The following is a 22,515-nucleotide window of genomic DNA, read 5'->3' on the forward strand; positions in this document are numbered from 1 at the left end:
ATTCCGAACAGAGAAGTCAAGCCCACCAGAGCCGATGGTACTGCGGTAACACGTGGGAGAGTAGGTCGGTGCCAAATCTTAAAGTAAGCCTGTAGGAAACTACAGGCTTTTCTTGTTTACAAGCTTTTTTATTTGTCGCTCGAAAAGCAAACCATGATTCCTTTCTCGATAGGAGTTTTCAAAATCACCTTTTATAAAAACAATTATCAACGGCTTTCGTCGCAGGCGCTTATATTTGGGAACCCTAATACCTTAGCTTATGATTGCAATTACAAATGGTCGGTTTTTTAATGAAGATTTACTCCTTAATGGCCAAACAATCTTTATTGAAGATGGAAAGATAAAACGTATCACAAACGAAGAAATTCCCGAAGGATATAAAATCATAGACGCTGCAGGGGATTATATTAGCCCTGCTTTTATAGACCTCCAGATTTATGGAAGCGGAGGGGCACTTTTTTCAGCGTATGCTACAGCAGAAACATTAAGACAGATGGATGAAGATCTGTTATCTAAAGGTACGACGGGGTTTTTAGCCTGCGTGGCGACAAATAGTCCTGAAATAGTCTATCAGTGCCTGGATGCAGCAAAAGCTTACCGTAAGGAAGCTAAAGGCTTTCTGGGCCTACATCTGGAGGGACCGTATATTAATGCTAAACGAAAAGGAGCACATGTAGAAGCGTATATTTATAAAGCCTCGCTCGAAGAGGTGAAACGTTTGCTTGATTATGCCGATGGGACCGTAAAAATGATGACAATTGCAGCAGAGCTTCAGGATGAAGAAGTAATCCGCTATTTATTGGACCAGGGTATCGTATTGTCACTCGGACATAGTGATGCCGATTTTACAGAGGCTACGGCCGCTTATGATGCCGGATTTAAAACAACAACTCATTTGTTCAATGCAATGCCTTCTATCCATCACAGGGCACCTAATTTACCTGTAGCCGTATTTAGTCACCCGACAGCCATGGCGAGCATCATTGCCGATGGAACGCATGTTAATCTGGAAATGGTAAAGATGACATATAAAGTGATGAAAGACCGCTTGTTTTTAATCACTGATGCCGTAACGGAATGTAACATTGGCCCTTATCAGCATCAACTAAAAGGAGATAAATTTGTTACGCCGGATGGAACGCTCTCCGGTTCGAATATTACGCTGCTACAGGCGGTTCAGAACTGTGTTCAGCATTGCGATATCAGCTTGGCACAGGCTTTAAGGCTTGCTTCAGGAAACCCGGCGAGATTAATGGGGTTGTCAGATAAAAAGGGTGCTTTAAATGTCGGTAATGACGCTGATCTGCTGTTTTTATCCCCGGAACTAAAGCTGACTAAAGTTTTTGTAAAGGGTTTACACATTTGAGCCCTGATTAATTAAAACAAATAGTTATTTTTGGAGTCATGAAGTATAAACGGATCCTGCTAAAATTAAGTGGCGAATCGCTGATGGGCGAGAAGCAATATGGTATTGATAATGAGCGCGTAAGGCAATATGCTGAAGACATTAAAGCTGTACATAGCGAAGGCCTTGAAATAGCAATAGTTATTGGAGGTGGTAACATTTTTAGAGGCTTAAGTGCTGAAAAGTCTGGCATGGACCGTGCACAAGCTGATTATATGGGTATGTTGGCTACGGTAATCAACAGTATGGCATTGCAGGATGCACTGGAGAAAGTAGGCTTGAAAACTCGTCTACTGACAGCCATTAAAATGGAACAAATCTGTGAACCATTTATTCGCAGAAGAGCAGTGCGTCACCTGGAAAAAGGCCGCGTGGTTATTTTTGGTGCCGGTACTGGTAACCCCTATTTCACAACGGATTCTGCCGCTGCTTTAAGAGCAATTGAAATTAAAGCAGATGTGGTATTGAAAGGTACCCGTGTGGATGGAATTTATACCGCTGATCCAGAAAAAGATCCAACAGCAACAAAATACAACAAAATTTCTTTCAAAGAAGTTTATGATAAAGGATTAAACGTAATGGATATGACAGCCTTCACTTTATGTGAGGAAAATGAACTTCCCATCATTGTTTTTGATATGAATAAGACAGGTAATTTTATGAAAATTGCTAAAGGGGAAGAGATTGGTACGCTTGTTAAAGGCTGATTCTAATAAATTTTATATTTTTGGTTAAATTTTACAAACATGAATGACCTCATAAAGAAACAATTACAAGATGCTCAGGCAAACATGGACAAAGCAATTGACCATTGTGAAGCTGAATTGACAAAAATCCGCGCAGGAAAAGCTTCTGCCGGGATGTTAGATGGTATCTTTGTAGATTATTATGGTAGTGCTACTGCTTTATCTCAGGTAGCAAGTATCAATACACCAGATGCACGTACTTTACTCGTTCAGCCTTGGGAAAAGAATATGTTGGTGCCTATCGAACGTGCAATCATGGAAGCCAATATTGGAATCAACCCTCAGAATGATGGAATTGTGATCCGTTTGGTTGTTCCTCCTTTGACAGAAGAGCGTAGAAAGGACCTGGTTAAAAGAGTGAAAGAGGAAGCAGAACGTGGTAAAATAACTGTTCGTAACATCCGTAAAGATGCCAACGAAAAGATTAAAAAATTAAAAGGCGAAAGCGTTTCCGATGACGAGATCAAAACCGGAGAAGCGGAAGTTCAGAAAATAACTGATGCATATATCATCAAGGTGGATAAACATGCAGAGGCAAAAGAAAAAGATGTAATGACGGTTTAAGGCCTGATTTATAATTTACTTGTAATTTAAAGGGAATGAGCGGAATGCTTCATTCCCTTTATTTATTTTTGGCTAGATTTAATTAAATGAAATTACTACTTCAATATCTGCAACAACATAAATGGGTTGTTGCGTTGGCGCTATTACTAGCGGCTATAAACATTGGTTTTTCTTTATTGGACCCATACATTACCGGAAGGATAGTGGATGAGTTTATACAAAAGAAAGACATATTAGAGAGAAGCGCATTCGTTTGGGGAGTACTCGGATTGATCGGCCTTAGTGTTGGTGCAGCCATGGTTTCCCGAATTGCCAAGAACTTCCAGGATTACTTTACAAGTATCATCGTTCAAAAAGTTGGCGCCAGGATGTATGCTGATGGATTAAAACATTCGCTGGAATTACCTTATCAGGTCTTTGAGGATCAAAGAAGCGGAGAGACCCTCGGTATTTTGCAAAAAGTACGACTGGATTCTGAAAAATTTATAACCTCCTTTATCAGTATTCTTTTTGTTAGCCTGATTGGGATGGTTTTTGTAATTGTTTATTCGGTTACAGTGAGCTATAAGGTTACCCTGGTCTATTTTTCTGCCATTCCAATCATCAGCTTTGTGAGCTGGTACCTGAGCAAGAAAATAAAAACAATCCAAAGGACTATTGTTGCAGAAACAACAGCATTGGCAGGTTCTACTACAGAATCGTTAAGAAATATAGAATTGGTGAAAAGTTTAGGCCTGGCCAATCAGGAAATTGAAAGATTAAATAAAACCACCTATAAGATTTTAGGACTGGAGTTAAGAAAGGTCAAATATGTGAGAAGCATGAGCTTTGTACAGGGAACAACGGTTAATTTTGTTAGGAGCACAATGGTTGTGGTTTTATTAATCTTAATTTTTGAAAATACGATCTCCGCAGGTCAATATTTTTCTTTCCTGTTTTATTCTTTCTTCCTTTTTGGTCCTTTACAGGAATTGGGAAATGTTATCTTATCCTGGCGCGAAGCGGAGGTCTCCTTAGGAAATTTTAAAAAGATCCTGAGTACGCCAATAGATCAGAAACCTTTGAATCCGGTAAGACTGGATAAAATCACAAAACTGGCATTTGCTGATGTAAACTTCAGGCATTTAACTGGTAAGCACAACGCTTTAAATGACATTAACTTTCATACGCATAATGGTGAAACGATTGCTTTTGTCGGGCCCTCTGGTTCTGGTAAGACAACCCTTGTTAAACTGCTGGTCGGCCTTTATCAGCCAATGGAAGGAGATGTGTTGTATAATGATATCTCAAGTAAGGACATCGACCTGGATCTGCTTCGGGAAAAAATCGGTTTTGTTACTCAGGACACACAATTGTTTTCAGGAACGATCAGAGAGAACTTGCAATTTGTAAGGCCTGACGCAACAGATGATGAATGCTTAAGGGTAATGAAGCAGGCGGCATGTACTAACCTATTGGCAAGGGCAGATAAGGGGTTGGATACGGTAATTGGAGAAGGCGGTGTAAAAGTCTCGGGAGGAGAGAAGCAAAGACTTTCTATTGCAAGAGCATTACTCCGGAGGCCGGATATCCTGGTCTTTGATGAAGCGACTTCTTCTCTTGATTCCCTGACAGAAGAAGACATTACAGCGACGATCCGTGACATTTCGGTACAGACCAACCACATCACGATATTAATTGCGCACAGGCTTTCTACGATTCGTCATGCTGATCGTATTTATGTGTTGGAGAAAGGAAATATCATCGAACAAGGGAAACATGAGGATCTATTGGTGGAAAATGGCCTGTACTATGCCATGTGGAGACAGCAGGTAGGAGAACGTAAAGACAATTAATCCCTTTCAGCCGCTGAAAAAACTAAGGTTATTGCTTTGATGTTATTTCTGTTGATGCAGTCTTGCTATTCACCGATTGAAAAGAGAGATGAAATACCAGTGAAAGCCCACTTCCGGATGAAAACGCTGGCATGTTCAGGTCTGTTGGTCATTGATTTCCTGTAAGGTTAATTTCATTAAGCCTTTTGTTTTGAGGTAGGTAATCCCTGCGACGAGAATGGTCATGCTTCCACCAAAAACGACAGCAGGTACTGTTCTCATCAGCTTTGCTGTAAGTCCCGATTCAAAGGCCCCAATCTCGTTAGAAGAGCCAATAAACATGCTGTTTACTGCAGATACTCTTCCCCGCATTTCATCAGGTGTGAGTAATTGCATAATGGTAGAACGAATAATGACACTAATGCTGTCAAAAGCTCCTTCCATAAATAGAAATAATAAGGTCAGGTAGAAATTTTTTGAAAGCCCGTAACAGATAATACTTGTTCCAAATCCGGTAACGGCGATGAGTAAATTTCTCCAGGGTTTGTTCATTGGAGAGAAACGGGTCATGGCCAACATGGTAATTACTGCTCCACTGGAAGCAGCGGCACGCATAAAGCCAAGTCCTTCAGAACCAACTTTCAAAATGTCATTGGCAAATACGGGAAGTAAGGCTACTGCTCCTCCAAAGAATACGGAGAAGAGATCCAGGCTCATTGCGCCTAGCATCATTTTATTTTTAAAAACAAAATGGACACCTTCGGTCAGACTTTTTACGATACTTTCCTTGGGAATATAAGTTGGTGGATGCGGCTTTAAGAAGAAGATGCAAACTAATGCAATGGCGATAAAAGCAAGAATTACAGAATAGGTTGCTGTAATTCCATAAAATCCATAGATCAGTCCCCCTGTGGCCGGACCAAGAATAGAGGCAGCCTGCCAGCTTGAACTATTCCATGTACTGGAATTAGGATATAGTTTTTTGGGAATAATCTGTGCCATTAACGAGAAGGTTGCCGGGCTAAAAAAACCTCTGGCAATACCAATTCCAAAAACCATCAGGTACATGATAGGTACAATATAACTGACAGGTACGTAAGCATGCATCTGGTTGGTGGTGATCACCAGCATAATGAGGGAACAAAGAAAGACGCCGGTAAATACTTTCAACAACAACCCTCTTTTTTCAGATTTGTCGGCAACATATCCTCCATATAAGGCAATCGAGATCGCCGGAATGGCCTCACAAAGTCCAACCAAGCCTAATGCTAAAGGATCTTTTGTTAAGTGATAGATATGAAAACCGATGATGACCGCCTGCATTTGGTAAGCAAACGTAAAAAAGAAACGCATTCCAAGGTAAGACCGGAATTCCGGGTATCTGAGGGCAGCGTAAGGATCTGGTTTTTCTATGATACCGGGACTATCCAAGAGAAAATTGTTTTAAACAAATGTAGGTTTTAGGATGTCAATTCTGAAATGTAAATCAGATGTTTTCCATAATTATTTTACTCAGTTCTACGGATTTATTGACTACCATAAAATGTCCGCCACCCTGAACTTTTATACAGCTTTTGATTGGAGAGATGGGAAATATGCGATCGGCAGTTCCATGAATATGAATGATATCTGTTTGGGGATTGGGATTTCTCCAGGTCATCAACCTGTCTATGGCCCATATCATAAACCGATCATCTGTTTCTTTAATGATCTGATGTAAAAGCTTAGATTCTGTTTTGGATAGGGTACTAAAATAATAGTCCGCGGTAAGGGCATTACTCCATTTTAAAACTGTAGCGGGAAATAAACGGTAAACCCTGCAGAATGATACCAGGGATAGTTGCCAGCTAAACTCTTGTGGGGATTTAATGCTGGAAATGAGGATTGTTTTTTTACAGGCTTTGATTTTTGCTATTTCCTGGGCAATGATCCCTCCGAATGAAATTCCTACAAGAATAATATCCTCTGTTAAATCAATTTGTGCGGTTAAGCGATTTGCGTAGGAAGCTAAAGATTCCTGAGCCTTAGGATCTATCCATTTGATATAGATTTTCTCGATATCAGGTAAATCTAAAAACTGGAAAACCCTTTCATCAGCACCTAATCCACTTATAAAGTATACTTTCATATTTAACCGGTTGAATTATCACTGATGAAAAGGATGGTTTTTATTTTAGCTGATCATAAAAATCCAGATAAGCTTCTCTCATGTCTTCCGCCTGATTGATCGATGCGGATACGGCAATTCCGAAAATGCCGGTGTTCATTAAAGGATCTACATCGCTCAAGGTAATTCCACCGACTGCCAATACAGGCAGATCAATAGATTTTTCTTTGAGGACCTGCATGGCTCCCAGGTATCCTTCTACTCCCAGAAGAGGGGCATTGTTCGGCTTTGTTGTGGTCGTGTAAAAAGGTCCGAAACCGGCATAATCGGCGCCTTCTTCTGCAAGCCTGATTAATCCTTCCAATGTATTAGAAGAGCCACCAATGGTAATTGCTTCTCCCAATTGCTCACGGAGCTTTACAAAATCGGCATCCATATCTTCGATATGAAACCCTTGAATATCGGCTTTGCCATTCAAATGAATGTGATCTGTAACGATCAGGGTAGCTCCCCAATCGTCACAGATTTCTGCAATTGCATTGATATCTTCCAGAAGCTCTTCGTCATTTTTAGTCAGACAACGGTATTGTACCCACTTTGCTCCGGCGCCACAGGCAATCCGTACCTGTTCGATATGGCTATGTTGAGGGATGTCGTGTGTTATAAAATGGAGTTTTTCGATGAACTTCTTCATGTATGTTAAAATTTCAAATTTAACGAAAGTAAAAAATTAGTTCCGGCCTGTGTGAAATAAAAATTTTGTTTGGTAACATCTCCTTTATACGCATAGCTATAGGTATATCCATTGCTTTCATATTTCTTGTTCAGAATGTTGTTGACCAAGAGTCCAAGATTGATGTTTTTAATCCCTTTTATCTTAAAATCATAGCCCAGTCTGGCATTGTTTACCCAGTAAGCTTTTAGCATTTTACTTTCACTTTGGGTATTGTCCATATATTGCTTGCTGATGTATTTGCTTTGAAGCGCAGCAGCGAAACCTTTAAATGGTTTATAGACCAGCTCTCCCGAGACTACAGCTGCCGGAGAAAAAGAGATGTCAGGATTGGAATAGTTGGTCGCGATGATATTGGTACTTTCGTCTTCTTCAGTATTTGCGATGTAATCCACGTAGTTTTTAATTTTATTCCTACTGAAAGCGGCATTTGCATTTACTGCGAATTTTGAACTGATTACATAGGATCCATCAAGCTCAATTCCGATCCGGTAACTCTTGTCTACGTTCTGACGGTAAGCATCGGCATATTCATTTACTTCTCCTGTAAAGATGAGTTGATCTTTATAGAACATTCCATAGACATTGACACCTACATTAAATGTTTTGTCGTTAAAGCGATATCCAGCTTCCACGTTATTCAATCTTTCTGGTTTTGGCGAAGGAAGCCCTTTTTTTAGACTGGTGAAATCATCACGGTTAGGTTCTTTATTGGCTACACTGAATGAAGTGTAAATGTTACTTTGTTGATTCAGAAAATAGGTAGCTCCAACTTTAGGGTTAAAGAAATTGTAGTCATTACTAAAGTTAATCGGCTCTACGTTTTTATCCAGACCGCTGATGTCGTAACTTACTCTTCTGTATTGCAGGTCGGCAAAAAGGCTTAACTGATCAATAGGGCTATAGGTTACTTTAAGATAAGTGTTGAAATCATTTTTGTTCCCTTTGCCATCATAATAATGATCGGTATTACTTAGTCCCATTGGGAACCTGGACCAGATCACCTGTCCAAAATGTTTGCCCCTATATTCATTGTAAGCCCCACCAAGGGTAAAACTTAAGTCAGATTGAGGTTGATAATTGAAGGCATAAGTTAGTCCGTAAAAATTATTGTCCAGCCAGCGACGACGGACAAGGTCTGTCCGGTCTTTTAATTGACCATCAACGATAACACCGGGTAACTTGTATTTCTCATATTTGTCTCTTAATTTGAACTCTTCAAAATAGCCCTTCCCATCTGTATAATGCAATGCGCCATTGAATGAAAATTGTTCATTAAATTGTTTGGCATATATGGCCTGGTAGTGATTCTGAGTATAATTGTCCGTCTGATCTTTATAGGTAAAGGGATTATATGTTCTGTTTCCTGAATTGAGCAAGTGTTCCAGTTCTTCTGGTTTCAGCCCCTCATTGGCGGCATAGTCTTTCATTCCCTGCACATCTCCTTTTAATCTTGATTCAGGAATACCGCTCCATGCCTGGTAGGTTTTTTCTGTTCCGGAAAATAGATTCAGCCTTAACAGCTCATTTTTTCCATGGTAGGCTCCGGACAGGAAATATGATTTCAAGGCGGAGGCAGCACGGTCAATATAACCGTCAGATTTTACGCGTGATAGTCGTCCATCAAAGCTCCATTTATTGTCAATCAGACCTGTTCCTACTTTGAAGGTATTTTTAAGGGTATTGAAGGACCCGAACGTATTGTTAAGTTCAGCATAAGCCTTTTCGGAAGGGGCTAAGGTTTGAATATTCAGACTTCCGCCAAAAGCGCCTGCTCCATTGGTTGAGGTACCAACACCGCGCTGAATTTGCACATTTTCTATAGAAGAGGCAAAATCAGGCATGTTTACCCAAAAAATGCCCTGACTTTCACTATCGTTATAAGGAATGCCATTGATCGTTACGTTGATCCGGCTGGCATCGCTTCCTCTGATTCTAATGCCTGTATAACCAACACCCGCGCCGGCATCTGAAGTCACGACTACTCCCGGAGTATTATTTAAGATAAATGGAAGGTCTTGTCCGAAGTTGTTCTGTTGAATCTCCTCCTTGGTCAGGTTCCTATAGGTCGTAGCAGATTTCTCATTGGCACGGGTTGCCCTTACAATCACCTCATCGGCTAAAAAAGCTGAGGGGCTTAAGCTGAAATTTAGGACCTGATCAGTGTTTAAATCCAGGTTTTTTTCGACAGTTTGATAGCCGATAAAACTAACTACTAATGTATAATTGCCCGCTTTAAGATTTGTAAATTGATATTTTCCTTGTGAATCTGTAGTCGTTCCGGAAGACTTGTCCTTTAGGCGAATAGATGCTCCTGGTAATGCCTGATTTGATTTTTCGGACACCAATCCGGAAATACTGAACTGTGCCTTTGTTAAAACAGGCATCAGCAACATAGCTAATGCTATGGTCATTAATCTTTTCAATTTTTTGATTTTTAGTTAAACCACTGTAAGTAAGGGGCACTTACAGCCCAGTTAAACTCCATAACTCCAATCCCTCCGCCGGCATTATCCGGATCAGGTGCATATATCTGTTTGCAGATATAATGGGTATGCTCTCAGCCTGTTTTTGTGTTTTTTACAAAACAAGGCACCCCTTTTTGATAGGGCAAAGGTATTGATAAAAATTGAATAGCAAGGAAAACGGTCAGATTATAGCTTTTTGAGAAAGGATTCTACAGCCGAAATGGCATTGTCCAGTCTTTCTTTCTGTCCGTTGATGACTACATAGTTTGCATTGAGGCCTTGTAGCTCCTGATGCCATATTTGCATAAAGTGCTCTCTTTTATGTGGAAAATCACGCAGTGGATCTTCCTGCCATGGGAGATCAATATCCATGAGTAAGTACAAATCGTAGGCATAGTTGGGCAAAGCGTCCAGGACAACCTGAGGTGTTTCTCCAAAGACTTCATTGCTCCAGATTTTCACCGTAATAAAGGTGGTGTCACAAAATATCAGGTCTTTTTCTGCGATGGCAAGAACAGACGCTTCCAGTGCTACCTGTCCATGATACATATTGATTTCGTCCTGTAAGTCGCAAGGCTCAGTTAATGCGGCACAGTAATACCTTGCGTACTCAGGTACCCAAAGTGTTTTGTAGTGTTTGGCCAGTTGTTGTGTAATAGTGGATTTCCCGGTACTTTCAGGGCCAACAATAGCAATTTTCTTAATTTGTTTGTTCACGGTAGGTTTTCCTCCAGTCTAAATACCCTTTGATGGCAATGGCCACCAGGAATGCGTAAAAAACAGCACTTAAATTTAGATTTTTATAAATATATAATGGGATATAGCAAAGATCTACAATAATCCAAAGGACCCAGTTTTGGAGAATCTTTCTGGTCAGCATCAGTTGTGCTACAAAACTCAGGGCTGTACAAAAGCCATCTTCATAAGGAACATTCGTATCTGTATATTGATCAAGATAAAGACCCAGGACTATCGATAAAACCACAACTGAGCCAAAAGCAATCCACCAGCCTTTTGTTGATAAATTGGTAATGGGCTTGTCATCACTTTGTTTATTGTTGATCCAAAAATACCAGCCATAGAATGCGCTGCAAAGGAAATAAAACTGTAAGGCCATGTCTCCATACATTTTTGCATCATAAAATACCCAGGCGTACGCGATCACACTAATGATAGAAATCGGCCAACTCAGTACATTTTCTTTTGTTGCCAGATAAATGCAAATGAACCCGGAAATGACGCCGAGCCATTCCTGCCATGAAGTATGTTTAAACTGGTCGGCGATCAATTGAAAAAAAGAGGATTCAAGGAGTAACATGAACCAAAAGTAGTTATCCTAAAATTATTTGCAACATAAAGATTTGTAAAGCGACATTAACCAGTTAAAGAAAACGGTATAAAAAATCCGGCAGGGAAATGATTCCTGCCGGATAATAAACCAAACAAACTATTTATGAAGATTATCCTCTTAAAAAGAGGTTTTTTTATACTATTTTGCTGTTTTTGGAGAAGTACTAAAGCTGAGTGATACTCTTACACTCACATCCGTAGCAGTATTATCTCTCAATACGTATTCCATTCTTATGCGCAGGCTGGTACCCTTAACGTAGTTATCCAAGAAACGTGAATTGTCTATGTCTAGTACCAGTCCGGGGCCAATATTTTCCTGAACATCGTTTCTTGACGCTACCATGACCTCCGTACCTTTGTCATTGGTAACAAACAGTTTAACAGATTTGAACATTCCCAAACTCTTGTTCGAAGGATTGCTCGCATCAAGTTTGGCGGAGGCAATTCTGATCTCTTTTACATAATCTGTTCCGTTCTGATTTCCAAAGACCTGGTCAAAACTTGTTGCCGCTGAGTTCGCAGAAATGGTCGTATTGCTTTTCGAAGAAGCTGGAATGACCACGGTTGCGGTATAGGGGAAAGTTGATTTGATCAGAGATTGTACCGTAGCACAACCTGCCAATAGGACTACTATGGCAATTAATGCCGGAAATATTTTTTTCATTTGCATGTGTGTTGTTCTCATTTGTTAAGTGGTGTGTTATTTTAAAAGCGAGACGATGAAGCTTATAACGGTCTGGAATCTGCAAATGTTGTTCCATTTTGTGAATAATCCGTGTTTTCTGTGTATTTTGACCTGAAAGAGAATTAGTACAGACATTGTTTGAGAAGAAAAAGCAAGAGATTTTTAAAACATATCGGGGAGTTGTTTGTATTAGTGGGACAAAACAATAATAAACATTAAGGTTAAACTAAAATTGATCGGGATGAAAAAGGCAAGTTTAAATTTCATAGCAGTGTTAGCGCTCTCATTGGGTTTATTAGCATTTACCTTCATTAGGGAAGGCGGAATCCAGGGAAAAGTTAATCCGGCTGAAGGGGCATCTCAGGTGTTAGCAGTTGTTGGTACCGACACATTAAGAGCGGCTGTATCTAACGGAAGCTTTGTGTTTAGTAAAGTTAAACCAGGAACTTATACCATTTGGGTAAAGGCAAATGCACCCTATAAAGATACTTCAGTAGAGAATGTTGCGGTTACAGATAGTGCTACTACGGATGTTGGAGAGATCAAATTACTTCAATAATTGATGATGATAAATAAAAGGGCTATCGGTTAATTCAGATAGCCCTTTTTTATTTGAACGTTTTTTTTAAAAACACCTTATTTTTAATGTTCAAAAACGTAACTTTGCATCCCGACAGAAGAGTCGGGAATTTCCATACTTACCAGCACAGAAAATCTCAAGACTATTCTGGTCTTTTAGAACGCATTTTTTACCAATTTCACTTATATAACTTTAGACTTTTTAAAGCCTTATGCCTAAAGACACCTCCATACGCTCAGTATTAATTATCGGATCGGGACCTATTATCATTGGTCAAGCCTGTGAATTTGATTATTCAGGATCTCAAGCTGCCTTATCCTTAAAGGAAGAGGGGATTGAAGTTTCGATCATCAACTCTAATCCTGCAACCATCATGACCGACAAGGTGATTGGGGACCATGTTTACCTGTGGCCTTTAACGGTAGACTCCATTGAGCAGATTTTAATAGAACGTAAAATCGATGCAGTTTTGCCTACTATGGGCGGACAAACCGCTTTGAACCTTTGTAAAGAGGCAGAAGAACGCGGTGTCTGGGAAAAATATGGAGTAAGGGTAATCGGGGTAGACGTTGCCGCGATTGAAAAAACCGAAAACAGGGAAGCCTTCCGTCAGTTAATGATTGATATAGGTGTAGGTGTAGCGCCATCCAGAATTGCTAACTCTTTCCTGGAAGGTAAAGAAGCTGCTCAGGAAATCGGTTATCCACTGGTAATTCGCCCTTCTTATACATTGGGAGGTTCAGGCGGAGGCTTTGTGCATAAAAAAGAAGAATTTGACCACGCTTTACAACGTGGACTGGAAGCTTCTCCAACACACGAGGTATTGGTGGAAAAAGCGGTATTGGGATGGAAAGAATATGAACTGGAATTACTGAGAGACAGTAATGACAATGTGATCATCATCTGCTCAATCGAAAACTTTGATCCAATGGGAATCCACACCGGAGACTCCATTACTGTAGCACCGGCAATGACCTTATCGGACCGTTGCTACCAGGACATGCGTAACCAAGCCATTAAAATGATGCGCGCTATTGGTAATTTCGCTGGAGGATGTAACGTTCAGTTCTCTGTAAATCCTGATAACGACGATATCATTGCGATCGAGATCAACCCAAGGGTATCACGCTCTTCCGCATTGGCAAGTAAGGCAACCGGATATCCTATCGCTAAGATTGCCTCGAAGTTAGCCATCGGTTATAACTTAGATGAGATCGAGAATCAAATTACAAAAACAACCTCTGCTTACTTCGAGCCTACTTTAGATTATGTAATCGTAAAAGTACCACGCTGGAACTTTGATAAATTTAAAGGTGCCAATATGGAACTTGGATTGCAGATGAAATCTGTGGGTGAAGTGATGTCAATTGGTCGCAGTTTCATCGAAGCATTACAGAAAGCCTGTCAGAGTTTAGAAATTGGCAGAGCCGGACTGGGTGCGGATGGTAAACATAACAGAAGCATTGAAGAGATCATGCACGGATTGGAGCACCCAAGCTGGAATCGCTTGTTCTTAATCAAAGATGCAATGAGTATGGGTGTTCCTCTGGAATCTATCCGTAAAGTAACCAAAATTGATAAATGGTTCCTTGCGCAGATTCAGGAGCTTGTACATCTCGAAACAGAGTTAAAAAGATATTCTTTGAACAATGTTCCTAAGGATTTCTTCTTCACACTAAAACAAAAGGGATTCTCAGATATCCAGATTGCTTACCTGCTTGGTAATGTAACGGAGGATGAGGTTTACGAACGCAGAAAGTCATTAGGCATCAAGCGCGTTTATAAAATGGTAGATACTTGTGCTGCTGAATTTGCCGCACAGACCCCATATTACTATTCTACATTTGAAGAAGAGAATGAATCGACTCCATCTGATAAGAAAAAAGTGATTGTACTTGGCTCAGGACCTAACCGTATCGGACAAGGAATTGAATTTGATTACTCTTGTGTACATGGTTTGCTTGCTGCGAAAGAAAGCGGTTATGAGGCGATCATGATCAACTGTAATCCTGAGACGGTATCTACGGATTTCAATATGGCTGATAAGCTATACTTTGAACCGGTATTCTGGGAACATGTTCGCGAGATCATTGAACTGGAAAAACCAGAAGGTGTAATCGTTCAGTTGGGTGGGCAAACTGCTTTAAAAATGGCAGAGAAACTACAAGAGAACGGAATTAGGATCATCGGTACCTCTTACAACGATATGGACGTTGCTGAAGACAGGGGCCGTTTCTCAGACCTCCTTAAAGAATTAGAGATTCCTTACCCGAAATATGGTGTTGCAGAAAATGCCGAGGAGGCGATCATTGTTGCTAAGGAAGTAGGATACCCGGTATTGGTAAGGCCAAGTTATGTACTGGGTGGACAGGGGATGAGTATTGTGATTAATGATGAGGATCTGGAGAAGGCGGTAGTTAAACTATTAGGTGATCTTCCGGGAAACCGGGTGCTAATTGATCATTTTCTGGACAGAGCAGAAGAAACAGAATCTGATTCTATCTGTGATGGAGATGATGTACATATCATTGGGTTAATGGAGCATATTGAGCCTGCAGGAATTCACTCCGGTGATTCGAGCGCGGTATTGCCTCCATTCAGCCTATCTGAAAAGGTAATGAATGATATGGAAGTCTACTCAAAGAAAATCGCAAGAGCATTAAATGTAATTGGATTGTTGAATATTCAGTTCGCGGTAAAAGATGAGAAGGTTTATGTAATCGAAGCAAATCCAAGGGCTTCCAGGACAGTTCCTTTCATTGCTAAGGCTTATGATGTTCCTTATATCAATATTGCCGCTAAAGTGATGCTAGGTGCAAATAAACTAAAAGATTTCACGATAGTAAGAAAGCTGGAAGGCTATGCGATAAAGGAACCTGTATTCTCTTTTGATAAATTCCCTGAAGTAGCGAAGGAGTTAGGTCCGGAGATGAAGTCTACAGGTGAGGCTATCAGATTTATCAAGAATCTGGAAGATCCTTACTTCAGAAAACTATATAAAGACAAATCGATGTACCTGTCGAAATAAAATAAAAAAGTCCCGAAAGGGACTTTTTTATTTTACATAGAATTTTGTTTCATGAGCTATGGACGGGGAGTAGGTATTAGTTTTTCCCCCAGATGCGGGTATTCAAATCAAGTTCGTTCACAATCCCATACATGAACTCAACTAGTTCAATATCCTTTTGAAGAAGATTTTCGTCGAGTAAGCTCATGGAAAAGGAAGGTTCAAAGTAGTTTCCGTTTAGTGGAAAAGCAATGTACACAAGACTGCCTGTGAACGATAGGCTAATGGTGTCTTGTGAACGTTTGTTTAGTTCAGAAATCCGTTCCATCATGGAAGGTGTTAAAATGTACCGGGCTTCGACCTGATCGTTTGAATAAGTAATGAAGTTTTTATCAAAGTCCGGGTTTTCCAGTTTAACCACTTCTCCGGAAGCGAATATGGGAAGGGCTGTTGAAATCCAGGCGCCAAATACAGCGCTGAAATCCTTTGGCCTGACCATGGTTGTTCCGTTAAAATTTTTGTTGAAATCAGCGCTGAAAACGATACCTTTTAGAATATCGTGCCAATCTACACGCTGGCCATTCTTAGTTTGAGTAACCGTTTTGTATTCTGCATGTACTTCTGAGAAACTGAATTTTGTTTTTCCAGCGAAACCGTATACCTGATCTTCGCTCTGATATCGTTCGGGTGCTTTGGCAAAGAGTCGGGAGGAAATAAAAGCTTCTTCAGATAAAGCCTGCAGGTCATCGATCTTAAGACTGTCATCTATGGCTCTCAAGGCATAGGCCAAGAGAGCGTGTTTGTAGGAGTATCGGTATTGTGTTTCTTTTGGCCCGGCTTTGCTGTGCATTACAAATCCATAAATGAGTATCGGAATGCCAAGCAGAATAGCAAGGATAAGTTCTTTGAAAACAATGCCGAGTATGATGATCAGAACGGCTATTCCAATGATGGAGTAATTTTTGATTTTTATGCCGTAAATTTCTTTACGTAAAGCTTCCAGCTCAGTTAAAATCCGTTGCCTGGAAGCCGCATCTTCAATCTCGGGAATCATTAATTATTGAAGAGCTCTCTGGCGCTGATGTTCTTTCGCTCTTCTTCTGTATTGGCCAGAACCGCAATCTGTTGGTAATTTAACATTCCTGCGAAAATACTTCCCGGAAACATCATAATGGCGTTGTTGTAGTCCGTAACCGAAGCATTGTAGGCTCTTCTGGAAGCGGCAATCTGTTCCTCGCTTTCCGTCCATGTACTTTGCAGGTTTAAAAAACTTTGATTTGCTTTTAAGTCCGGATAGCTTTCTACATTGACCATAAGTGCTCTGACTGCTGAGCTCAGTTGTTTGTCTATGTCCAGTTTTTCTTCATTACTGATGTTGGGTGCAAAGGCGCGGCTTCTGAGTTCCACTACTTTTGTCAGTACACTTTCTTCATGTTGCATGTATTGTTTTACAGTCTCAATCAGATTTGGTAATAAGTCAAAACGTTTTTTTAACATTACATCTATTGCAGAAAAGGCATTGTTGACTTGATTTTTCTTTGCGATCAAAGAATTGTAAAAAGAGATTCCCAGTAAAGCAAGGATGACAAGTATAACAGCACCTATGATCATGTTTTTCTTTGTTAAAAAGGTTAAATAATCCCTATTATATAGTTTTCTACTAAGGTTAGTTTAAGATAAGGACTCCTTTGGCTTCAAATGCCAGTTCTTTTTCTGGCTCAGTAATTTTTGCTACTTCTTCTGCGGATTTATGTGCATCCTCGGCATAGTGGCGTAAGGTCTCTACTGAGATCGTTTGTTTTTTTGCAATACCATCAAGAGCTACTTTTTTTCCTACAATATCCATAGGCATGAAAAATGCATAATCTTTAAAAGTGATGCGGATTGATTCTCCTGAAGAGGTTTTTAAAGTCATCCAACAGCCCTTTTTTTTGCAGACTTCAACAACCTCTCCGGTAACTTTCATTTCGGCCGTTTTTTTGTCGCCCATTGCAGATTCCATTTTTTCTATAGGGAGTAGATTCCCGGAAGTAACTCCTTGTCCAAATGATTTATTCTTAACAGCGGGTGTTTCCTGCGCTATAGCACAAATTGATAAAGCACAGAAAGAGATGCTTAGAAGCGTTTTTTTTATCATGATATTTTTCTTTTTAGATTTATTTAACATTCCTCATTGAATTTTCCTGCTTTAGCTACCCGGGCAGTTCATCTCGGTTCGTCTTTTGAAAATAGTAACCGTGTGAGGTTCTTGTATTTAATTAATGTAAAAATATCTAAAATATATTCAGGAAAGGAAAAAAGAGTATAAATAAAAAATCCTCGTTATCTGACGATAACGAGGATAATCATCCCTATTGTTTGTTAATTCATAAATGATTAACACCAAGTATATGGCAACTAATAGGCCAAGTTTAAAAAATGCTCACCGATACTCGTAACTAGTTAATATACAGCTATATTTAAAAATTGTTAATTTTACATGAAAAAATAGAACGGGGAAAAAAATGCCCAATATGTAGAAATAGATCATTTGTTTCTACATATTGGGCGTTTTTGGCACGATTGAATTATCCAAATAGTAAGGAGAAAACATCTTCTATTTTACTCACCGGACTGAGTTCAATTTTATAACGTTCCGTAATCAAACCTTTCATATTATAATTTGAAATGAAAATTCTTTCAAAGCCGAGTTTTTCTGCTTCTGAGATGCGTTGTTCAATTCTGTTTACGGCTCTTATTTCTCCTGAAAGTCCCACCTCTGCAGCAAAGCATATTTTAGAAGAAATAAATATATCTTCATGAGAAGAGATGATGGCGACTAAAATCGCGAGATCAATCGCTGGATCCTCGACCTTAATTCCGCCTGCGATGTTTAAGAACACATCTCTGGTACTTAGCCTGAAACCGCATCTTTTCTCAAGAACTGCAAGGAGCATATTCATTCTTTTTGTATCAAAGCCATTGGCTGATCGTTGCGGGGTTCCATATGCGGCCGTGCTTACTAAGGCTTGCGTTTCTATTAGCATCGGCCTTGCGCCTTCTAATGTGGCTGATATAGCAATTCCACTCAGTTCTTCATCACGTTGTGAAAGCAGGATTTCTGAAGGATTGGAGACTTGCCTTAGTCCACTGCTGTGCATGGCGTATATCCCAAGTTCGGCTGCTGCACCGAACCGGTTCTTTATGGAGCGTAGAATCCGGTAGACATGATGTCTGTCTCCTTCAAACTGTAAAACGGTATCTACCATATGCTCCAGAATTTTTGGCCCGGCGATGGTTCCATCTTTCGTGATATGGCCAATTAGAAATACTGGTGTATCTGTTTCTTTAGCAAATCTAAGTAGTTCTGCTGTACATTCCCTTACCTGTGATACACTCCCTGGGGTAGAGTCAATATGGGCTGAGTGAAGGGTTTGAATAGAATCTACGATTAATAAATCGGGTTCCAGTTCTTCTATCTGTTTAAATATATTTTGTGTAGAAGTTTCTGTGAGGATATAGCAATCGGCCCTGGGTACAGAAGTGATGCGCTCCGCTCTCATTTTGATCTGTTGTTCACTCTCTTCGCCAGAGATATACAGAATTTTTTTTCCTGATATGTTTAACGCCAGCTGGAGCATTAAGGTTGACTTCCCTATTCCAGGTTCTCCACCGATGAGGATGACCGATCCTGCAACCAGACCACCACCAAGAACCCTATCCAGTTCCTGATCGCCAGTAAGAATTCTTTCCTCTGTTATCGAGGGAATATTACCTACTTTATTGGGTTTGTTTACGCGTGTAGTCCCTGTAGAGGTTTTCCAGGCGGGAACTTTAGATCCTGCTTTTTCTGTAATCTCTTCCACAAAGGTATTCCAGGAGTTGCATGAAGGGCATTTACCAAGCCATTTAGCCGATTCATATCCGCAACTCTGACAAAAATATGCTGATTTAGTTTTAGCCAATTGACAGAGGTTTTAGTGAGTCACAAATTTAGGCTTAATTCTATAAAAACAGTGCTAAAATAAAACAGGCCTGATCCGATGGGAGCAGGCCTGTTAAAAGAAATTTAAACCGTGATTATAATTTGATCTCTTCGTCTTTAGAAGAAATAAAATGGAATTCCGTTAGGTTATACGATGGAACAGCTTTGATTTTGATTCTTTGACCGAATTTAAAGAACCACTTCCATTGTAAAGATATGAACCCTTTTTTGATGTAAGCCTCAATATAAGGGTGTACACAAAGTGTAATATTTTTTTCGTTTTGCTCCTGCAAAATATAGTTCAGATTGTTTTCGATATCATCCATCAAAACAATGCTGGCCTTAATTTCACCCGTACCGTCACAGGTTGGGCATTTTTCACTGGTGACTATGTTCATCTCCGGTCTGACACGCTGACGGGTGATTTGAACAAGGCCAAACTTACTTGGAGGAAGAATGGTATGCTTGGCACGGTCCAAGAGCATTAATTCCTTTAGGTAGTCGAATAACATTTTACGGTTAACAGGTTTGTGCATATCGATAAAATCGATCACGACAATCCCTCCCATATCACGTAAACGCAGTTGTCTTGCAATTTCTTTTGCCGCTTCTTTATTTACCTGAAGCGCATTTTCTTCCTGATTTTCTTTGCTTGCAGTTCTGTTTCCGCTATTTACGTCAACAACATGCAAAGCTTCCGTATGCTCTACCACGAGGTAAGCGCCACCGGCCAGGTTTACGGTTTTTCCAAAAGCATTTTTTATTTGCTTCTCAATTCCGAAATGTTCAAAGATAGGCTCTTTATGCTTATAGATCTTGACGATCTTTTCCATCTCCGGAGAGATTTCATGTACATAAGAACGGATATCTTCAAAAAGGTTACTATCGTTCACATAAACATTAGTGAAGTCAGTACTTAAAATATCACGGATCAGCGTAGAAGTGCGGTCCATCTCTCCCCAAACACGCTTTGAAGGCTCTGCATCGGGTAACTTTTTAATGAAGTTTTCCCATTTAGCAACAGAGTCTAAAAGGTCTTTTTGAAGTTCGGCTACACCCTTGCCTTCAGAAACCGTTCTAATGATGACCCCAAAGTTCTTAGGCTTGATACTTTCGATAATCTTTTTTAAACGATTACGTTCAGTATTGCTTTTAATTTTTTTGGAAATCGAAATGACATTAGAGAAGGGAACCAGTACAATATAGCGTCCCGCTATAGATAGGTCAGAACTTAAGCGTGGTCCCTTTGTTGAAATTGGTTCTTTGGCGATTTGAACTGGCAGCACAAGATTCTTGCTGACCACTTCGGAGATCTTCCCGGCTTTGTTAATATCTCCTTCTAGCTTGAAATTATCTAATAGAGTTCCGCTAACAGAGCCGTTACGCTTGATTTTAGTAAGCTTTATCAAAGATTGTACTTGCGGACCAAGGTCGAAATAATGCAAAAAGGCATCCTTTTCGTAACCCACATCAACGAACGCAGCATTCAGGCCGGGCATAATTTTCTTTATGCGGCCTAAATAAATATCGCCTACGGCGTAATTGTTATTGATGTGTTCCTTATGAAGTTCTACAAGTTGTTTGTCTTCAACTAAAGCTATGGTTACTCCCGAAGGAGATGAATCTATAATTAGTTCCTTTACCAAAAGCTACAGATTTTAAGGCTTTTAAGCCTTATTAACACATGGACAATAAAAAACGTTGCTACCAACAATTAAGGCTACGATCAAATCCTAGCCTTAATTGTTGAGCAAAACATGAAGAAAACTATTTTTTCTTATGTCTGTTTTTTCTTAAACGTTTTTTACGTTTGTGGGTAGCCATTTTATGTCTTTTTCTTTTTTTACCGCTTGGCATAATCTTAGGTTTTAAATATTTTTATTAAATCTGTTTATTAATTTTTATTCTTTAACGCAATCACCTTATCATCAATGAATTTTGATAATGTAGCATTTGCTGCTAATTTTTTACTCTTTTCGTAGGCATCGATAGCTTCAGTATTCTTTCCCAGGTTTTCATAAGACGTTCCCAGATAGAAATAGGCGTCAGGAGAGGGCTTCATAGCAATAATGCTTTTGAACCTGATAATTGCTTTGTCAAACTGTCCCGACTTCATAGCGAAAGTCCCTAAGCTCATATTTGCTTTTAAGTTCTTTGGATCTTTCTTTACAACATCCATTAACATGGCTATTCCTGACATTGGAGCTCCCATACCGTTAACGATAGTGATTCCCAGGCCTGTCTTAGCGTCGTTACTGTTTGAGTCTATTTTCATTGCACTACTGTAAGAAGCGTTGGCTTTTTGCAAAAGTGCAGGTTGTAGTAAACTGTCACGGGTATTGTCAAATGCCTTCATAAATGTATCTCCGGCAGCTAACCAATTGTTTAACGTTTGCTCCTTATTGGCTACGATTTCCAGGTACAATGCACTTGGAACCGATTGCTCTAAATCATCCCACTTTTTCGCAAGTAATTTAGCTTCTTTGGCTTTATCGCTTTCAGAAGCAGATTTATATGCAGTTTCAAGTGTGGTGATTTCGGCCGCTAATGGAGCTTTAATCATGTTCTTAGCGGCAGTTGAAACCTCCTCAAGGTTGATTTCAGCTGTTGCTGGAGCCTGAGCCGCCATCTGACTACCGGCAGGAGTGCTGCTGGTTTGTTCTTTTGGCTTCACTAAACCCTTAATATCCCTTGTAAACAAGAACGCAATGAGCAAAACTACTGCTCCTATTAAAATGGCCTGTTTAGATCGGATACTGTTTATCATGATGATAATTAAGCTTCTACGCTAACTTTTTTTGAATTATTCTTTACTTTATCAACAAACACTTTTGCTGGTTTAAAGCTTGGCACAAAGTGCTCCGGGATAATAATTGCAGTGTTTTTAGAAATATTTCTCGCAGTTTTTTGTGCTCTCTTTTTAACAACAAAACTACCAAAACCCCTAACATATACATTTTCGCCACCAATCATGCTGTTTTTGATGACCTTGAAAAATGCCTCAACGGTTTCTTGTACATCTACCTTTTCAATTCCTGTTTTCGTTGATATTTCTGAAATAATATCTGCCTTAGTCATATTCTCTGTTATTA

General features: G+C 39.8%; 20 protein-coding genes and 1 rRNA gene. 7 read left to right on the top strand and 14 right to left on the bottom strand.

The features are described from left to right. The 5 genes from rrf to BLQ87_RS32540 form a co-directional block, all read left to right on the top strand. Positions 1–77: ribosomal RNA gene (gene rrf, locus BLQ87_RS34330) — 5S ribosomal RNA — on the top strand; the annotation flags it as partial. A gap of 182 nt (positions 78–259) precedes the next feature. Next, positions 260–1,366, top strand: coding sequence for an N-acetylglucosamine-6-phosphate deacetylase (gene nagA, locus BLQ87_RS32525; protein ID WP_074613078.1), 1,107 nt, complete (start codon positions 260–262; stop codon positions 1,364–1,366). A 38-nt stretch (positions 1,367–1,404) separates the two neighbouring features. Continuing rightward, positions 1,405–2,112 carry a UMP kinase gene (pyrH, locus tag BLQ87_RS32530; protein ID WP_073231857.1) on the top strand — a complete coding sequence of 236 codons (708 nt, stop codon included), beginning with the start codon at positions 1,405–1,407 and terminating at the stop codon, positions 2,110–2,112. Between the two features lie 39 nt (positions 2,113–2,151). Beyond that, positions 2,152–2,715 (top strand): ribosome recycling factor, encoded by a 564-nt coding sequence (frr, locus tag BLQ87_RS32535; RefSeq protein WP_074613079.1) that lies wholly within the window; start codon positions 2,152–2,154, stop codon positions 2,713–2,715. 86 nt (positions 2,716–2,801) lie between these two features. Further along, positions 2,802–4,550, top strand: a complete 1,749-nt coding sequence (locus BLQ87_RS32540) for an ABC transporter ATP-binding protein (protein WP_074613080.1) — start codon at positions 2,802–2,804, stop codon at positions 4,548–4,550. Between the two features lie 135 nt (positions 4,551–4,685). Here the strand turns inward: BLQ87_RS32540 and BLQ87_RS32545 are convergent, their stop codons facing one another. The 7 genes from BLQ87_RS32545 to BLQ87_RS32575 form a co-directional block, all read right to left on the bottom strand. After that, complete coding sequence (locus tag BLQ87_RS32545) at positions 4,686–5,960, bottom strand: MFS transporter (protein WP_083362180.1); 1,275 nt, start codon at positions 5,958–5,960, stop codon at positions 4,686–4,688. Positions 5,961–6,015: 55 nt separating this feature from the next. Continuing rightward, positions 6,016–6,657: an alpha/beta hydrolase gene (locus tag BLQ87_RS32550; RefSeq protein ID WP_074613081.1), complete on the bottom strand. Its 642-nt coding sequence runs from the start codon at positions 6,655–6,657 to the stop codon at positions 6,016–6,018. Positions 6,658–6,697: 40 nt separating this feature from the next. Then, on the bottom strand, positions 6,698–7,330 hold the full coding sequence (locus BLQ87_RS32555; RefSeq protein ID WP_074613082.1) for a thiamine phosphate synthase: 633 nt from the start codon (positions 7,328–7,330) through the stop codon (positions 6,698–6,700). 5 nt (positions 7,331–7,335) lie between these two features. Further along, the gene (locus BLQ87_RS32560; protein WP_074613083.1) at positions 7,336–9,783 is read right to left on the bottom strand and encodes a TonB-dependent receptor; all 2,448 of its coding nucleotides are present in this window, start codon (positions 9,781–9,783) and stop codon (positions 7,336–7,338) included. Between the two features lie 240 nt (positions 9,784–10,023). After that, on the bottom strand, positions 10,024–10,554 hold the full coding sequence (locus tag BLQ87_RS32565; RefSeq protein ID WP_074613084.1) for an AAA family ATPase: 531 nt from the start codon (positions 10,552–10,554) through the stop codon (positions 10,024–10,026). Continuing rightward, entirely contained in the window at positions 10,538–11,155 is a 618-nt protein-coding gene (gene pnuC / locus BLQ87_RS32570; RefSeq protein ID WP_074613085.1) for a nicotinamide riboside transporter PnuC, read from the bottom strand. The genes BLQ87_RS32565 and pnuC overlap by 17 nt, the downstream gene beginning before the upstream one ends. Before the next feature lie 171 nt (positions 11,156–11,326). Further along, positions 11,327–11,851, bottom strand: coding sequence for a hypothetical protein (locus tag BLQ87_RS32575; protein ID WP_143010616.1), 525 nt, complete (start codon positions 11,849–11,851; stop codon positions 11,327–11,329). A gap of 262 nt (positions 11,852–12,113) precedes the next feature. On the opposite strand from BLQ87_RS32575, the gene BLQ87_RS32580 reads away from it, so the two are divergent. Both BLQ87_RS32580 and carB read left to right on the top strand, forming a co-directional pair. Beyond that, complete coding sequence (locus BLQ87_RS32580; protein ID WP_074613087.1) at positions 12,114–12,431, top strand: carboxypeptidase-like regulatory domain-containing protein; 318 nt, start codon at positions 12,114–12,116, stop codon at positions 12,429–12,431. Positions 12,432–12,663: 232 nt separating this feature from the next. After that, a complete protein-coding gene (gene carB, locus BLQ87_RS32585; protein ID WP_074613088.1) occupies positions 12,664–15,480 on the top strand; it encodes a carbamoyl-phosphate synthase large subunit in 2,817 nt (938 codons plus the stop codon). Between the two features lie 76 nt (positions 15,481–15,556). Here the strand turns inward: carB and BLQ87_RS32590 are convergent, their stop codons facing one another. The 7 genes from BLQ87_RS32590 to BLQ87_RS32620 all read right to left on the bottom strand — a co-directional run bounded on the left by BLQ87_RS32590 (position 15,557) and on the right by BLQ87_RS32620 (position 22,501). Then, positions 15,557–16,513: a DUF3137 domain-containing protein gene (locus BLQ87_RS32590; RefSeq protein ID WP_074613089.1), complete on the bottom strand. Its 957-nt coding sequence runs from the start codon at positions 16,511–16,513 to the stop codon at positions 15,557–15,559. Then, on the bottom strand, positions 16,513–17,070 hold the full coding sequence (locus tag BLQ87_RS32595) for a LemA family protein (protein WP_074613090.1): 558 nt from the start codon (positions 17,068–17,070) through the stop codon (positions 16,513–16,515). Before BLQ87_RS32595 ends, BLQ87_RS32590 begins: the two co-directional genes overlap by 1 nt. A gap of 55 nt (positions 17,071–17,125) precedes the next feature. Further along, positions 17,126–17,626, bottom strand: a complete 501-nt coding sequence (locus BLQ87_RS32600; RefSeq protein WP_216857897.1) for a DUF4920 domain-containing protein — start codon at positions 17,624–17,626, stop codon at positions 17,126–17,128. Between the two features lie 400 nt (positions 17,627–18,026). Then, positions 18,027–19,403 (bottom strand): DNA repair protein RadA, encoded by a 1,377-nt coding sequence (gene radA, locus BLQ87_RS32605; protein ID WP_074613091.1) that lies wholly within the window; start codon positions 19,401–19,403, stop codon positions 18,027–18,029. Positions 19,404–19,518: 115 nt separating this feature from the next. Further along, on the bottom strand, positions 19,519–21,069 hold the full coding sequence (locus BLQ87_RS32610) for an Rne/Rng family ribonuclease (RefSeq protein WP_074613092.1): 1,551 nt from the start codon (positions 21,067–21,069) through the stop codon (positions 19,519–19,521). 248 nt (positions 21,070–21,317) lie between these two features. Beyond that, positions 21,318–22,190 carry a tetratricopeptide repeat protein gene (locus BLQ87_RS32615; RefSeq protein WP_074613093.1) on the bottom strand — a complete coding sequence of 291 codons (873 nt, stop codon included), beginning with the start codon at positions 22,188–22,190 and terminating at the stop codon, positions 21,318–21,320. An 8-nt stretch (positions 22,191–22,198) separates the two neighbouring features. After that, on the bottom strand, positions 22,199–22,501 hold the full coding sequence (locus BLQ87_RS32620; protein ID WP_008240139.1) for an HU family DNA-binding protein: 303 nt from the start codon (positions 22,499–22,501) through the stop codon (positions 22,199–22,201). Positions 22,502–22,515: the final 14 nt, after the last annotated feature.

Source organism: Pedobacter steynii, from assembly GCF_900103665.1.
GTDB classification, from domain to species: domain Bacteria; phylum Bacteroidota; class Bacteroidia; order Sphingobacteriales; family Sphingobacteriaceae; genus Pedobacter; species Pedobacter steynii.

Excerpts from the sequence above, each read along its gene's own strand:
- pyrH (WP_073231857.1), top strand. The coding sequence starts at position 1,405 with ATGAAGTATAAACGGATCCTGCTAAAATTAAGTGGCGAATCGCTGATG.
- BLQ87_RS32620 (WP_008240139.1), bottom strand. The coding sequence starts at position 22,501 with ATGACTAAGGCAGATATTATTTCAGAAATATCAACGAAAACAGGAATT.
- nagA (WP_074613078.1), top strand. The coding sequence starts at position 260 with ATGATTGCAATTACAAATGGTCGGTTTTTTAATGAAGATTTACTCCTT.
- BLQ87_RS32555 (WP_074613082.1), bottom strand. The coding sequence starts at position 7,330 with ATGAAGAAGTTCATCGAAAAACTCCATTTTATAACACACGACATCCCT.
- BLQ87_RS32600 (WP_216857897.1), bottom strand. The coding sequence starts at position 17,626 with ATGTTAAATAAATCTAAAAAGAAAAATATCATGATAAAAAAAACGCTT.
- BLQ87_RS32550 (WP_074613081.1), bottom strand. The coding sequence starts at position 6,657 with ATGAAAGTATACTTTATAAGTGGATTAGGTGCTGATGAAAGGGTTTTC.
- BLQ87_RS32595 (WP_074613090.1), bottom strand. The coding sequence starts at position 17,070 with ATGATCATAGGTGCTGTTATACTTGTCATCCTTGCTTTACTGGGAATC.
- BLQ87_RS32560 (WP_074613083.1), bottom strand. The coding sequence starts at position 9,783 with ATGACCATAGCATTAGCTATGTTGCTGATGCCTGTTTTAACAAAGGCA.
- pnuC (WP_074613085.1), bottom strand. The coding sequence starts at position 11,155 with ATGTTACTCCTTGAATCCTCTTTTTTTCAATTGATCGCCGACCAGTTT.
- BLQ87_RS32575 (WP_143010616.1), bottom strand. The coding sequence starts at position 11,851 with ATGAAAAAAATATTTCCGGCATTAATTGCCATAGTAGTCCTATTGGCA.
- BLQ87_RS32590 (WP_074613089.1), bottom strand. The coding sequence starts at position 16,513 with ATGATTCCCGAGATTGAAGATGCGGCTTCCAGGCAACGGATTTTAACT.
- carB (WP_074613088.1), top strand. The coding sequence starts at position 12,664 with ATGCCTAAAGACACCTCCATACGCTCAGTATTAATTATCGGATCGGGA.
- BLQ87_RS32580 (WP_074613087.1), top strand. The coding sequence starts at position 12,114 with ATGAAAAAGGCAAGTTTAAATTTCATAGCAGTGTTAGCGCTCTCATTG.
- BLQ87_RS32540 (WP_074613080.1), top strand. The coding sequence starts at position 2,802 with ATGAAATTACTACTTCAATATCTGCAACAACATAAATGGGTTGTTGCG.
- frr (WP_074613079.1), top strand. The coding sequence starts at position 2,152 with ATGAATGACCTCATAAAGAAACAATTACAAGATGCTCAGGCAAACATG.
- BLQ87_RS32615 (WP_074613093.1), bottom strand. The coding sequence starts at position 22,190 with ATGATAAACAGTATCCGATCTAAACAGGCCATTTTAATAGGAGCAGTA.